The organism is Micromonospora sp. HM134 (genome assembly GCF_007833915.1).
GTDB classification, from domain to species: Bacteria; Actinomycetota; Actinomycetes; order Mycobacteriales; family Micromonosporaceae; genus Micromonospora; species Micromonospora wenchangensis.
This window is the reverse complement of record NZ_CP041061.1, coordinates 5,173,188-5,186,726: the sequence shown is the minus strand read 5'-3', so window position 1 is coordinate 5,186,726 and position 13,539 is coordinate 5,173,188. Positions and strand designations below refer to the sequence as shown.

11 protein-coding genes and 2 pseudogenes are annotated in these 13,539 nt (G+C 67.1%); 5 read left to right on the top strand and 8 right to left on the bottom strand.

Features of this window, described 5'->3' with window-relative positions; genetic code table 11:
* The first annotated feature begins 312 nt into the window (after nt 1–312).
* Nucleotides 313–948 carry a hypothetical protein gene (locus FJK98_RS22325; RefSeq protein WP_145920748.1) on the top strand — a complete coding sequence of 212 codons (636 nt, stop codon included), beginning with the start codon at nt 313–315 and terminating at the stop codon, nt 946–948.
* On the opposite strand, the gene FJK98_RS22320 is transcribed toward FJK98_RS22325, so the two are convergent.
* Complete coding sequence (locus FJK98_RS22320; protein ID WP_205789141.1) at nt 933–1,445, bottom strand: DUF2254 family protein; 513 nt, start codon at nt 1,443–1,445, stop codon at nt 933–935. The genes FJK98_RS22325 and FJK98_RS22320 overlap by 16 nt on opposite strands.
* 122 nt (nt 1,446–1,567) lie before the next feature.
* Here FJK98_RS22320 and FJK98_RS22315 point away from each other — a divergent pair, with 122 nt between their 5' ends.
* Nucleotides 1,568–4,768, top strand: a complete 3,201-nt coding sequence (locus FJK98_RS22315) for a hypothetical protein (protein WP_145920746.1) — start codon at nt 1,568–1,570, stop codon at nt 4,766–4,768.
* Nucleotides 4,769–5,209: 441 nt separating this feature from the next.
* On the top strand, nt 5,210–5,737 hold the full coding sequence (locus FJK98_RS22310; RefSeq protein ID WP_145920745.1) for a hypothetical protein: 528 nt from the start codon (nt 5,210–5,212) through the stop codon (nt 5,735–5,737).
* Between the two features lie 61 nt (nt 5,738–5,798).
* Here FJK98_RS22310 and FJK98_RS22305 read toward each other — a convergent pair.
* The 5 genes and pseudogenes from FJK98_RS22305 to FJK98_RS22275 all read right to left on the bottom strand — a co-directional run.
* A pseudogene (locus tag FJK98_RS22305) lies at nt 5,799–6,566 on the bottom strand (IS5 family transposase); the annotation flags it as partial.
* Nucleotides 6,503–7,881 (bottom strand): annotated as a pseudogene (locus FJK98_RS22300) (IS30 family transposase); the annotation flags it as partial. The pseudogenes FJK98_RS22300 and FJK98_RS22305, both read right to left, overlap by 64 nt.
* Nucleotides 7,882–8,501: 620 nt before the next feature.
* Entirely contained in the window at nt 8,502–8,810 is a 309-nt protein-coding gene (locus tag FJK98_RS34300; RefSeq protein WP_240762267.1) for a transposase, read from the bottom strand.
* 216 nt (nt 8,811–9,026) lie between these two features.
* Nucleotides 9,027–9,821 (bottom strand): hypothetical protein, encoded by a 795-nt coding sequence (locus FJK98_RS22285; RefSeq protein WP_145920744.1) that lies wholly within the window; start codon nt 9,819–9,821, stop codon nt 9,027–9,029.
* A 272-nt stretch (nt 9,822–10,093) separates the two neighbouring features.
* Entirely contained in the window at nt 10,094–10,591 is a 498-nt protein-coding gene (locus tag FJK98_RS22275; RefSeq protein ID WP_240762265.1) for a metal-dependent phosphohydrolase, read from the bottom strand.
* Between the two features lie 48 nt (nt 10,592–10,639).
* On the opposite strand from FJK98_RS22275, the gene FJK98_RS22270 reads away from it, so the two are divergent.
* Nucleotides 10,640–11,089, top strand: a complete 450-nt coding sequence (locus FJK98_RS22270; protein WP_145920742.1) for a hypothetical protein — start codon at nt 10,640–10,642, stop codon at nt 11,087–11,089.
* A 7-nt stretch (nt 11,090–11,096) separates the two neighbouring features.
* Here the strand turns inward: FJK98_RS22270 and FJK98_RS22265 are convergent, their stop codons facing one another.
* Entirely contained in the window at nt 11,097–11,396 is a 300-nt protein-coding gene (locus FJK98_RS22265; RefSeq protein ID WP_240762263.1) for a hypothetical protein, read from the bottom strand.
* A gap of 251 nt (nt 11,397–11,647) precedes the next feature.
* Between FJK98_RS22265 and FJK98_RS22260 the strand changes: the two genes are divergently transcribed.
* Nucleotides 11,648–12,178, top strand: coding sequence for a hypothetical protein (locus FJK98_RS22260; RefSeq protein ID WP_240762261.1), 531 nt, complete (start codon nt 11,648–11,650; stop codon nt 12,176–12,178).
* Nucleotides 12,179–12,373: 195 nt separating this feature from the next.
* On the opposite strand, the gene FJK98_RS22255 is transcribed toward FJK98_RS22260, so the two are convergent.
* Entirely contained in the window at nt 12,374–13,498 is a 1,125-nt protein-coding gene (locus tag FJK98_RS22255) for an IS630 family transposase (protein WP_145920661.1), read from the bottom strand.
* Nucleotides 13,499–13,539: the final 41 nt, after the last annotated feature.

The following is a 13,539-nucleotide window of genomic DNA, read 5'->3' as shown; positions in this document are numbered from 1 at the left end:
TTGGCCCAGGCCCAGGCCCGGGTCGACGTGATGCGTAACCGGCGGCGTTGGCCATGAGTGCGAACCAGAGCGCGAGGGCACCCAGGACGCCGAACAGCAGTTGGACCCAATCCATCCAGTCGTGAACGACGTCGACTTTCTGCACCGCTGCGGAGATCACCCGCACAGGGTAGGCGCCGACCGCTCGCTGACCACCCCAAAGTGGAGCCGTCAACAGGGTCCGGCTGCGTGCTCGAGCGGAGCAGTAGAGTTCGCCGGCGACAGACCTCCCAATGCAGAGACTGTCGCACCCTGGCTCTACGCTCCGGCGCCGTGAATACCACTCTTACCGTCGCTGCCGTCGTCGTCAGCGTCGCGGCCCTGATCGTGTCCTGGGTATACGGCGCCCGAAGCGCCGCGGCCTCGCAACGATCCGCCGATGCATCGGAGACTTCCGCGGTCCACGCCAAGGCATCCGCGGAGTCAGCCGCCAAGGTCGCGCAGGTTGAACTCGACCGCGATCATGAGTTCTACCGTCCGGGCGACCCGGACGCGACGTTCGTCATCGAGCGCAACCCGCGCACCGGTGAGGAAAACCTGTTCTTCACCTTCGTCCCCAAGCACTCGTATCGGATCCTCGGCGATGCCGTGCAGGGCAACAGCAGGTCGACTCTCTCGATGAACGGTATGACCCACGTCGCCGGCAAGCCGGTACGCGTGTTCGTGGGCGTGCTGCGTCCGCACCGCGACACCTCCTCAGTCGAGGAACTGAAGCTGCGGTTCTACCCGCCAGATTCGGTCGACAAGGACATGGACCAGTGGACGTGCCGGTGCGGAAGACCGACGAACTCATCAGATGCCGCACACTGGACCTGGACCGTCCCAGTGACGACTCCAAAACGAGTACCGCCGCCGATTATCGCGGCGATGCAGAACGAGAAGGACCAGCTCGGCTACAACACCTTCTGACGTTGGTTCCAGCTCTTGGGCTGGTGTGCTCGCCGCGTGCCGGTTCGGCTGGCGGGGTTCGAGGCGCCGGAACTGCTGGCCGGTTCGCTGGACGCCGTCATGGCACTCACCTTCGTCGCTACGCCTGTGGTGATGTCGGGCAGGTGTTTCGGCAGCGCCACGGAATGCAGGCCGGCGAGCACGTCGTCGAGGAGGAGGGTGATCCGCGGCTGGTCGCGTCCCGCCCGCCGGACGTTGTCGACCGCGACCGCGAGGAAACCGTCGAGGTCCTGGCGCCCGCGCCGGTACCACGGTGTGCCGTCGGGGTCGCCTACGAGCAGGCGGTGACCCCGACGGCCGGCCAGGGGGCGCAGCAGGCCGTGCATCTCCTGAACACTGCGAACCGCGGCGGTGGTGTCGTTGATCCCGGAGGACAGGGTACGTTCCGCGATGTCGGTCAGCTGCCGGAATCCGAACCCGACGTCCTGCCAGAGGGTCCGTTCGACGCTGAGGCTCACCGCGGCGCACGCCCGCGTGTCCGGTACGGGCGTTGGGAAAGGCAACCGGCCTCTCAAGCTGCTTGACTCTCACCGGGCGGGCCAGGGATCGGTTCCACTGCGAGCGACCCTAGAGTGTGCAGGTGGCCGCGCACCGTAGCGATGCTGTCCCGGGTGCCCCGGGACGTGAGATCGCCCGCGAACAGATCGTCCGTCCGCCAGCGTCTTTTCCATTGCCGTCCACCGGCGTCAACGGCAGGTATCTGCCGTTACTGGACCGCGGGGGGACCGGGTTCGAGGGATTCGGGCTGGAGGCCGTCGAACGGCTGGACGCGCTCCGCGACGCCCGGATCTACGGCGGCTCGGGGGACACCCAGGATGGGATCGACGTGTACGGCACTCGCCGCGATGGCACCCGCGCTGTTTATCAGATGCGATGCCGCGACGAGAGACTTACGGCCGCCAAGCTACGCAAAGCCGTTCGGGACTACTTTGATCAGGACGAGCCGCCGTTCGACGCGTGCCACTTCGAGTTGTGCTGGGCCGGCGACGTGAACGACGTCGCCGTGGATAAAGAGTTGGCGGCCCTTCGCGCCGCCTACCCAGGCCGCACAATTTCACTGCGGGACCGACGCAAGTTCACCAGTGATCTGATTCAGCACCGGGACGTTACTCTGCGATGGTTTGGCGAATACGTCGTCGCGGCCGTGTACGGCGCCCATCCTCACGCTCCGACGCTGATCGCGGCCCAGGACACGGACGCATTCCTTCGCGGGCCTCTGGAGGGCATGTACCTGACGCAGCGAGTCAACGCCGCCGAACTCCTGAGGAACACGAGTCCGCGCGAGGCCGCCGCCATGTTGAGGGATGTCGCCCAGCGGTTGGCGGCGAAGGGGTTCGCACCACACGCCGTGCAGTACCTTACGGAGGCTCGTTCACTCCTGCTTGCCGCAGGCGAGGTGGAAGCCGTATACGAAGAGTGCTTGGTGTCGCTGGAGCACCACATTGACTCTGGCCACGCGTCCTCATCATCCCCGGACCTCAACCTAATGCTGTCGGCCCGCTCCGTCCTGACGGCAGGGCAGCTCCGGGCACCTTTCGCTCGCCACGCCGCCAGCGCACCGTCCAGCCCGTCACCGATATGGGCAGTGACCGATCCACGTATTCAGCGATCTATAGCCCTCTTGGCCGTCGACGCCGCCCTCGACGAGCCGGGCGAGGTGCTGACGAGGGCAGCAGAGGCCACCGAACTGCTCGTCATGTCCGACGGGGGCCCGACTAGCGCAGCAGTCGCCGCACTGCGGAGGCTGGCAGAGATCGCGCTCATCAACGCCGACACCATGGTGCTGGGACGGGTCGTACGGATGGCTCAACAGGTTCTGCCACGCTTGCTGCCCGCGGCCGACGCCGTCGAGGCGGAGGACCGCGTGCGGCTGCGCCTCGTGGTGGCGGATGTGACCGGCCAGTACTGGGACCTTGTAACGGAAGCGCGATCAGGAACCATTACCCCGCAGTTGAGCGCGGTCGTGCACGCCCGGTATGCGCGATGGCTGATGTGGCTGAGCAAACCGAACGAGGCCAACGCTCAATGGCTTGAGGCGGTCAAAGGCGCCGGTCTCGCCCAGCTCGGAGAAGACGTTCAGGACTACCTGTGGGCATTGCGGGGGCTGCACGCCAGCTTCGGCAACGGACTCACCTTCGAGGTCATGGAGTACGGGCAGCGCGCAAGGGCCGTCGCCCGCGAAGGCCGGGCGCTCTTCGCGGGCTCCCGAACCGAGACGAACGCACTGCAGCAGTTGCGCGCCTTCCAGCATCCGATCCGCCGATGTCGCCCGGGGGCCAGAGTCGTTCGCCACGCCCTTCGTCAACAACTGCTCGAATCATGGGTGCGAGGTGACCTGGTGGGCGAGCAGGAGGCGCACACCAACCTGGCCGACTTCCACATGACCACCTCCGAATTCGCTGAGGCGCTGCGCCACGCCGTAGCAGCCGGCGAGGTCGAGATGGCGATCGCGGCAGCCAGGGAGCTCGGTGCAGACGCGGCGGGCTGCCTGAATGATCCGCCGCTGGCCCCATGGGCGATCAGGGCAGCGCTGGCAGCGTTTAGTGTCGTCGCCGACATCGTGCCTGCGGACAGGTCCGACTCGTATGTACCGTGGATACTCACCCGGCTTGAGGTCGCGCCCGCCTCCGGTTGGACCGACAACGGCATTCGCGAGACCGCCATCGGTGCCCTGTCTAACCTGGCTTTCGCGCTTCGAGGTGACAACATCGCGGAGGTGACGGACGCGCTCACCCCGTACCTCAACCATCTGGTGTCCCAGCTTTCAATGCATCGAGCGATTAAAACCATTGCCAGGATGCTGCGGGCGAACCCTGGGCACCCTGCGCCCGCGCAGGCGCTCACCGCCGCCATTCGGGACATGCCAGAACCGGGCCATACCGCGCTCCTGTGGGAAGCCGGGCCCGCCCTGCACCGCTTGAGAGACGTCTTGGAGGTTCAGGCCAGCGACCCGAATCAAACTGTTCGGGCTGGCGCCGTTGAGCTCCTGGCTCGGATGCAGATATCTCACCCCGCTGTGAACGAGCAGGCGGTGCGCGCCGTCGAGCAGGTGCATCAGGCTCCTACCGGCCCTCGCGTCACGACCGACGAGTCCGGTGGGACGACGCACGAATCCAGCGGCTACTTCGGTCATGCCCTGTTAATGGAGGACCGGGACAGGCTCGCCGACAAGCTCATCGAGATCGCTTCGGACGGTTTCACCACAGAAGACCATCGCGCGGCGGCCATGATTGCGGTGACAGATCTTGCTCCTGCACTTGACGAAGGTAAGCGGCAGGAGGTTTTCGACAAGGCGTGGCTGTTGATCGGCGGGCTGGCCCCCGGCGATCTGGACCTGGGCATTTTCCGAGGTCGACTTGAGGATGCTGTGTTTGGGGCGGTAGGACAGTTGGCTGTCAGGCAGGACCAGGTCCAACGGGTCCACGCTTTGGCTCTCAGTCGCCTAGCGAAACGGAACGGCGTCCAGGGTCTGCGCCACTTCATCGACATCGATCCTGGCGGCACCGACGCGATCCGTGTCCTCGCGAGGCACGAGAGCCCGGCAGCGCGGCAGATGGCGGCCGTGCTCTGGTCGCGTAATCCGGTGAACCGCAATCTCGGTGCAGACCTCGCGGCTGACGCCTCCTCCGAGGTACGTAGGCAGTTGGCGAATGCGCTTGGCCGGATCGGGCAGTACGACGCCGCTCTGCGGGACCAGTTGGCTGCGCAGATGCAGGCGGACTGCAGCGCCCAGATCCGTCAGATCGTCAAGGAGACGATGATCTTGCAAGCGGACGGCTGATCACCCCGATGCGCGAGTGAGGAATCGACGGCGTCCGGGGAACCAGTGCATGATTTGCGCCTAAGTCCTGGGCGTACAAAGCTCGGCTGGTTGGCCTTGACGCGACACGTACGCGTCCCTGCCGGCAGCGGCACAGCGCGGGCGTGAGCGACCTGCGCATGCAACGCTTCCGCGACGCTCACTACCCCCGTCAGGCCACCCAGTCGTGCGTTGACGTGCTCCAGCAGCGGCCGTCAGAGCTTCCACGTCCGTCGAGCCTCGCCATCACTGGCGCTTCGGCCAACTGACGTCGAGTACGTAGACGCTCACGTCGAACTGCGGCGCCACCTCCGCGCTGGCCAATCTATCAGTGGTGACACAATTTACTGATGTGACATCATCCTTCGCATGACGAGGCACTTGCGGCCACCGCGCCGCTCCCGAGGCCAGGTCTGGGCAAGTATGCTCGCCTTGCTCAGCGCGGCCATGGGAATTGCTGGGGCGGTGGTCGCCGCTACTGTGATCGGATCAATCAACGAGCAGTTCGATCGCATGACCGGTAGTCCTCCCACGGGGCCGATGACGTTCGCTGTGGTCATCACCGTCATCGTGAGTCTGCTCATGATCGTCTTTGGCGTGTGGTGCTACCTCGCAGGCTCGCGTAGCGGGTCAACGGTCGTGACCGCCGTCTGGGCGCTGTTCTCGATCGTGCTAGGCGCCGCCTGCATCACGCCGGGGTGGTTCACTGGCGCCTTCCTCTACGCGGATCCTGGCGGCTCCGGCCGCTACAGATACATGGCCTTCGTCGAGCTAATCCCGAGCTGGCTTTCTACCACCTCACTCGCGTTGGCCATCGGCAAGGTGGTGACGTTTCTCGCCGCGGCGATACTGCTGTCGGCGACGCACTCACGAGCTGCCCAGCCGCCCCGGCCGCAAGGCATGTTCCGGCTGTCCCGCCGCCCCTCCGGGGGTAAGTCTGCGGACCTTTGACAGCGGCCATTGAGAGGACGTCTGATTCACGTATCTTGTGTGTTTTGTGGTTGTGGGGTTCTCGCCAGGTTGGGGTGGTTTCGGTGGTGAGGCGTTTGGCGAGGTTGTCGATCATGGCGAGCGCGATCATGCTGGCGGAGTTGTGGGGTCGGGGTTTCGTAGTCGCGGACGAGGTGGCGATGGTGCATGAGCCAGCCGATGGTGCGTTCGACGACCCATCTGCGCTCGATCACGCTGAAGCCTTTGATCTGTGGGTGTTTGGTGACGATCTCGACGTCGACGCCGAGGTGTGCGCCGTGTTCGACGACGCGGTTTTTGAAGCCGGCGTCGACCCAGGTTTTGGCCAGGGTGGGGTAGGTGGTGGTGGCCTGGTTGAGCAGGTTGATGCCGATGGTGTTGTCGCTGGCGCTTGCGGCGGTGACGATGACGGCGAGGAGGAGGCCGAGGGTGTCGGTGATGATGCCGCGTTTGCGGCCGACGATCTTTTTCCCCGCGTCGGTGCGCTGTGTGGACAGTGGGACGTTGGCGGAGTCTTGACGCTTCGGCTGTCCATGATGGATGAAGTGGGTGTGGTGGTGCGGCCGCGGTGGTCGCGGACGAGGCCGGTGAGTTGGTAGTTGAGTGCGGTGAGGATGCCTTCTTTGCTTGAGGCGGCGAAGTAGCCGTATACCGTCGGGTGAGGTGGGAAGTCGTGGGGTAGGTAGCGCTAGGCGATGCCGGTGCGGTTGACGTAGAGGATGGCGTTGAAGATCTCGCGGAGGGGTCTGCTGCACCGCTGCTGTGCAGCAATTGTAGGTGCTCGTTGAGGGCCTCGGCGGGTGTCTTCCAGCCGAGGACTTTGCGGGGTCTGCTGTTGATGGCGGCCTGGACGGCGAGGAGGTCATCGAGGCTCCAGCGGGACAGGTCGGTGCCCTTGGGGAAGTACTGGCGCAGCAGGCCGTTGGTGTTCTCGTTGGTTCCGCGCTGCCAGGGAGAGTGGGGGTCGGCGAAGTAGACCGCGATGCCGGTTTCGATCTTGAATTGGGCGTGTGCGGAGAGTTCCTTGCTGCGGTCCCAGGTCAGCGACCGCAGCAGCTCGGCCGGTATCGTCGTCATCGTCGTGGTGAGAGCGTCTTTCATCGCGAGGGCGCCGTAGCCGCCCAGGGCGGGCCCGTTCTTCACAGGGGGGACGGTTCCGTAGCCCTCGAGGCGGGGCAGGTGGACCAGGAGTGTGTAGCGGCTGCTGCGCTCCACGACGGTACCGATCGCCGACCGGTTCAAACCGATGATCAGATCGCCCTCCCAGTGCCCCGGAACCGCCCGGTCTGTGGCTTCGGCGGGCCGTTCACTGAGCACGACATCGGCGGTGACGTGACCCTGCGGCCTGTTTCGGGACCGTTCCCGGGGTTTGCGCAGCGCCCGGCCGGTGCGCAGGCAGGCGACCAGCTCACGCTTGAGCGCGCCGCGTCCTTGGTGTAGAGCGCCTGGTAGATCGCCTCGTGGCTGATGCGCATGTCCTCATCGTCGGGGAAGTCGATGACCAGCCGCCGGCTGATCTGTTCCGGGCTCCAGGCCGTCGCCCAACGTCGGTCGGCGCGGTGCGGCTTGTTCAGCCCTTTCCAGGTCGTCGACGGGCCGGCGACAACGGTTCCGTCGGGCCGCTGCAACTGTCCACTCAGCCGCGCTTGGACGTACTCGCATAGCCGCGAGTTGCCCGCCAATTTCACCGGCTTCGGGCGCCGCGCCGCGATCTGCGCCTTCCACTGCGCGACGCCTGCCCGGTACTCCCGCTTGCCGGCGCGGGTCGCGGCGTTGCGCCGTAGCTCCCGTGAGATCGTGCCGGGGTCCCGATTGAGCTGCCGAGCGATCGCGCGGACGCCGTGACCCTGCGCCTTGAGTAGGGCGAGCTCCTCGCGCTCGAAGAACGACAGGTAGCGGCCGGTGGGCTCGGCCAGACTCAATGGCGGCATGCCGCCAGCGTGCCGAAACCAGCGCACCGCGACCGGTGTCGACACGCCCAGCTCGAGCGCTGCCTCCTCGGTGCGCTTGCCCTGCGCAATCAGGCGCCAGAACGCGCGCTCCACATGCCGGGCCGGCATCGGCCGGCCCGGCGAACGCATCGCCGGGCGCAAAGCCCGATCTGCCTGCTGCTGCCGACGCACCATCGAACACCTCCCTGACCACGAGGTGTTGCGACGACCGGTTGAGTCCGCCTTGGGATCCGCGGTCGGTGTGCAGGATGCAGCCGGCCAGCTCACCGCGTCTGGCGGCGGCGTTGTCGAGTGCGGAACGGCCAGGCGGGACTTCATCCGTGAGTCGATGGAGTAGCCGACGATCCGGTGGAACCAGACGTCCTTGATCGCGCACAGGTAGAGCTTGCCTTCGGCGGTGTGGTGTTCGGTGATATCGGCCAGCCACAACTGGTTGGGCCGCTGGGCGGTGAAGTCCCGGCGCACGAGATCGTCATGCACCGGCGGGCCGACCTTGCGGCCCTTGCCGCGACGCTTGCGCTTGCCGAAGGCGCTCCACCAGCCGTTACCGGAGCAGATCCGCCACGCGGTGCGGTCGGCCATCGGCTGCCCGGCGTCGCGGGCCTCGTCGACGAGGAACCGGTAGCCGAACTCCGGATCATCGCGGTGGGCGTCGAACAACGCGTTGGCCCGGTACGCCGCCACCTGCTCGGCGCTGGTGACGGGTCGGGCCAGCCACCGGTAGTACGGCTGACGAGCGATCTTCAACACCCGGCACGTCACCGCCACGCCGATCCCGTCGGCGGCCAGCTCGCTCACGAGCGGGTAGAGCCCTTTCCCGGCAGATGCGCCTGCGACAAGTAGGCAGCGGCCCGGCGCAGGACCTCGTTCTCCTGCTCCAACAACCTGATTCGCTTACGCGCCTCCCGCAGCTCGGCCGACTCACTGCCGGCCGTCCCGGCTGCGGCGCCGGCGTCGACGTCGGCTTGGCGCAGCCACTTGAACAACGTCATCGGGTGCACGCCGAAGTCCTTGGCGATCTGCTCGACCGTCACGCCTGGCTCGCGGTCACGAGCGACACGCACGACGTCATCGCGGAACTCTCGGGGGTAGGGCTTGGGCACAGCAACATCCTTCCAGCCCGCCCGCAGGGCAAGCCATCTCAGATGTCACCTATCGGTGCAGCAGACCCGAGGTCGTGGGTGGGGGTGCGGCCGCTGCCAACCGGACTCAACGCATAGATCAGATCAAGCTACTGCGGACTGCCCTCTCACGTTCGGACAGAACGGTCCTCACATCCGTTTAGTTACGCCCAACCTCATTTAGTTAGGAGCAGTTGGTCATGCCGACGCGCCCCGGTAGCTGGCCCAGGAGCGGGCAGCAACCGCGAGCGGTCCGCGATGCGGGGCCGGGCTCTCCTGCCGCCGCTGCTCCCACAGGTCAGCGAGCGCTGCGGCGAAGGCGTCGACTGCGTCGGGTGCGGCCTGCTTCCACGCTGGGATCTGGTCGGCCCACTCTTCGGAGTCCGCCGGGCTGTGTCCGGCTCGGACGAGTCGGACGATCATCAGGGCGGTGTCGATCCACGCCGCGCCCCGGCACGGCATGGACCAGTCGACGACGTGCACCCGGGTGTCGGCCAGGAAGTTGAACGGTGTGACGTCGGTATGCAGGAGGGCTTCCCCGTCGACCAACTCAGGGGCGATGCGGCCCTCCCAGCGCTTGGTCGCCGCCTGAACTCGGACCGGCGGGCACGGGGTCAGCCCTTGTGTGAGCGCGGTCAGGGTGTCGGCGATGACGGGCAGGTCGGTGGATCCGGGGGTCAGGTCAGCGTGCCGGCCGGGCACGTGATCGAAGCCGAGAACCAGCCAGTCGCTTTCCTCGATCTTCCACCGCAGCCTGGGTGCGATGTCGGGTAGCCAAGGATTGACTCGGGCCTCGGCGCGGTGCATCCGGGCCAAGGGGTCGCTTGTCTGGATGGCCTTGCAAAAGATGCGCCCGCCGTCGGTGTCCAGGGTCGCGGCGAGGCTTGACACGGAACCGGTGGACGCCGACCGGGCTGCCCGGACCGGGCCGATGTGGGACTCGATGGCAAGCCGAACCGTAGCTGGCAGGTCCTCCCAGTGGCGGTCGGGCATCCCGCTCCCTCGCTGACTGCGGCGACCGTAGACGCATGCAGCCTACGGTCGCCGCAGCGGCGGGGTGCGGTTCAGCTCAGCGTGTCGGGCTGTCGGTGTACCCGGCGTGGCACTGCGTGCAGTCCGCCTTGCCATGCCACAGCGGCCGGTCGATTTGGTAGCCGATGGCGTCGACGGCCCGGGCCAGTGGCACGGCCCTGCGGGTGGGGACGGTCGGCCCCCACTCGCTGCCGTCCTCCGGCTCGTGGTGGATGAACCGGCCGGCGATCCGGTCACAGAATTCGCTGTAGTCGCGGGTGTAGAGGAGGAAGGTCCTGGAAGTGCGGGAGGAGTTGGAGGAGGCCGGGTCGGGCGGTGAAGAAGGCGTTCGGGTTGCTGCTGGAGTGGGCGCGTCGTCGTAGCGAGGCGAGGGCGACGACCTTGTCAGCGGTGGAGGCGAGCAGGACGGGTCGGTCGTCGGTGGCGATCGGTGGGTCGGGTTGGTCGAGGGCGTGGTGTTCGACCTGTAACGCGCGGATGATTCGTGGCACTTCTGGCCCGTATCTGGCGGTGAGGATGCCGTCGAGGTCCACGTCGGGCGGGGCGAACTCCGGGGCGTCGTGCAGGAGCGCAGCGGCGGTCAGCTCCGGGTATGCGTCGGGTAGGTGTCGGGTGAGGGTGACCGCGACCCGGACGGCGTGGGCGAGGGCGGGTCGTTCGTCGATGGTCTGCCCGGCGCACCAGGTGCGGGCGTCGGTGAGGGCGTGGCGGACGAGTGGGTGCCGTGGCATGGCGAGAGTGGTCACTGTCGGTGCCCTTCCTGGTCATAGCATGGGTGGGTGGATGGTCCGCTGCCCGAGTGGTGTGAGCGCACCTGTGTGGTGTGTCCGGCGCAGGAGTTGGGTCCGGGCCGGTTCGACGTGGTCGACCGGCCGGGCCCTGATTTCGCGTACGACCGGGCAGCGGGTTGGCGGGTCGACCGGGACGGGCATCCGGTGTGTGTGCACCCGTACCGCGTCGGTATGCCGCCGGGCCGGTACGCCTCGGCCGGTGTGCCGTTGCCAGCGCCGAGCGCGGCGGTCCCCACGCCGAGCCCGGCGGCGTTGGAGTTGCCGACCGAGGTGGACGACCTGGAGGGGTGGCTGGTCGCCACGCTGCGGGTTGCGGCACCCGAGCAGCTGTTCACGGCGGTCGCGCGGGCGGAACGGCAGGCGGGTGAACGGTTCGCACCCGGCGTGGTCGTGCAGACCCTCCGCCGGGTGCTCTCCGTCGAACTCGCCAACCGGTAGCCGGGGGTCAGACCGCCGCGGGGGTGGGCTGGGTGTCGAAGGTGATGGTGTGGCTTCGCCCGCCCCGGCCGAACCCGGCGGGTCCGTAGTGGGCGTCGAGGATGCCCAGCCGGCGGGTGACCTCGGCCGCGTCGAGCCAGTACCGCAGCGGCTGCTCGCCCCATCCGGCCGCCGCGTAGTAGTCGTCGGTCACGCATCCCCGGGTGTAGCCGAAGTCCTCCAGTTCGGTGGCGTGGGGGAACACCACCTGGAGGTCGGCCTGCATCCGGCTCATCAGGGTGAACTGCGCGAGCACGGCGTGGACCATCTCGTCCCACCGCCGCCTTCAGCGCGAGGACCCGCAGTGCGTCCACCAGCAGCGGCCCCACGTCCCGCTCCAGCGACCACTCGCTCACCGTCGGGTAGCCGGTGAACGTGGCCCAGCAGGACGAGTACCGCACTGTGATATCCACGGTGGACGCCAGCGGCAGCGTCGTGCGCCTTTGCCTGGTCGTACGCACTTGTAGTCTTACGAGTGGGGGAGATGAGCTCGTACGCGCACAGGTGTACGGTGACGTCGTGCAGGCGCCCACCGATGTGGATCTCCGATCGATGAGCGTCCGGCAACTGCTTGGGCTCTACTCTCGCATTCTCTCTGAGCTGATCCGGCGTGGCGTTGTTCGGTCGCGCAACGCCCCTGCCGGGGACTTGGCGGAATACGTCGTCGCGAAGGCCTATCGTGGCGAACTCGCACCGCAGTCGGAGAAGAGCTGGGACGTTCGCGCGGCGGATGGGGCCTTGCTGCAGGTCAAGTGCCGTGTCATCGAGCCCGGCAGCCGTCGTACCCACGTTTACTCTCCTTTTCGGAGCTGGAGCTTCGATGCGTGTGTGTTTGTCATCCTGAACAGCGTCACCTACGACATCGAGCACGCTGTCGAGGTACCGGTCGACCAGGTCAGGGCAGCTGCCCGAGCGAGTTCGTGGGTCGCCGGCCATCGGATCGCCGTGAGTCAGATCTGCGCTGGCCTTGACAACGCAGTCGAGGTAACTGGCCGGCTTCAAGAGGCATACGGTGCAATGGATCGATTGGGGCGGGGGCAGCCCGCTTGACGTCTTGTGGTGCCGTCTCTGTCTGCCGATGCCCGTGCAGGCGAGGGCGGGGCGGGGCCGCTTCGCGTCCGGATGTCAGTGAGGGTGCCCGAACGCTTCCCCCTGTGCAATCGTCGGCACCGCAACACCTCCCCGCGTAGCGGGGTGATCCTTGGCTGGCAGAGCTAGTGCTGTGACCGGAAACGTTGGCCGGTTTCAGGCCGCCGTTTTGGCGGGGGTCTGACCCCAGCGGCGTTGTCGTTCGGAGCGGATCCGGGCTCGTTCGCGGCGTTGGGCGGCGAGGACGTCGGGGTGACGGGCGTTGGCGTTGCGCCAGCGCAGGTAGTTGTGCAGGGCTTGGGTCGCGGCGGGATGGTTGGGATGGTTCGACCCGGCCACGACGAACATCCGCAGCGGTCCGAAGTGCGCCTCGATCGGGTTCGCCCACGACGAGTACGTCGGGGTGAAGCACAACTCGACCCGGTTCCGGGCCGCCCACTGCCGGATCTTGACGCCGCGATGCGCGGAGAGGTTGTCCAGGATGACGTAGACCGGCGCGCCGTCAGGGCGGGCGGCCCGGATGCTCTTGAGCGCTGCCAGGGTGTTCGCCGCGGACTTTCGCCGGCGCACGACACCCCAGAGGGTGTCGTCGCCGACGCTGTAGCAGGCGTGGAACTGCCGGACCCCATGCAGCTTGTGGTAGTTGCCGGGGAGCCGGTCCGGATGCCCGGCCCGAGTCCAGGACGCGCCAGCGTGTGGCCGGATCGTCAGCGGCCCGAACTCGTCGAAGGCGAAGACCCGGTCCGGGAACGCCGTGGTCACCGCCTCGATCCGGGCGAGTTTCGCCTCAGCGTTCGGGTCGTTGGTCTCCTTCCACGTCTTCGTCCGCTGGAAGGTGATGTCGTGACGGTGCAGGAACTCCCGCAGCCGTTCCCGGCCCACGAGCACCCGACGCGGGCCGTGGTTGTGAGCCAGGTAGTCCGCGAGTTTTCGCAGGCTCCACCGGGTGAACGGCTGGCCGAGCGCTTGCGGTCTGGTCTTGGCCGTCGCGACGATGAACGCTTCGTCGTCTTCACTGATTCGGCGGGGACGGCCACCCGCCCACCGAGGGTCCAGGCAGGCCAGGCCCATTTCGTTGAACCGGTGGATCACCTCACGGACCGCGTCCTCGTCCCCCTGGACCAGGCGGGCGATTGCCGCGACGGTGTTCCCACTGGCCGAAGCCATGATCACCATCGCCCGACGCAACCGGATCGGAGACCCGGTCCCACGCCGCACGATCTGCTGTAGTCGCCGGCCCTCGTCATCACTGAGCCGACGAGCCCGGACAGGTTCTGCCATCCCGACAGCCTGAACCCTCCACCAGCCACCACCACGACCAC

Coding starts and splice junctions, on each gene's coding strand:
- FJK98_RS22255 (WP_145920661.1), bottom strand. CDS start 13,498: ATGGCAGAACCTGTCCGGGCTCGTCGGCTCAGTGATGACGAGGGCCGG.
- FJK98_RS22265 (WP_240762263.1), bottom strand. CDS start 11,396: ATGGTCCACGCCGTGCTCGCGCAGTTCACCCTGATGAGCCGGATGCAG.
- FJK98_RS22275 (WP_240762265.1), bottom strand. CDS start 10,591: ATGCCACGGCACCCACTCGTCCGCCACGCCCTCACCGACGCCCGCACC.
- FJK98_RS22310 (WP_145920745.1), top strand. CDS start 5,210: ATGCTCGCCTTGCTCAGCGCGGCCATGGGAATTGCTGGGGCGGTGGTC.
- FJK98_RS22285 (WP_145920744.1), bottom strand. CDS start 9,821: ATGCCCGACCGCCACTGGGAGGACCTGCCAGCTACGGTTCGGCTTGCC.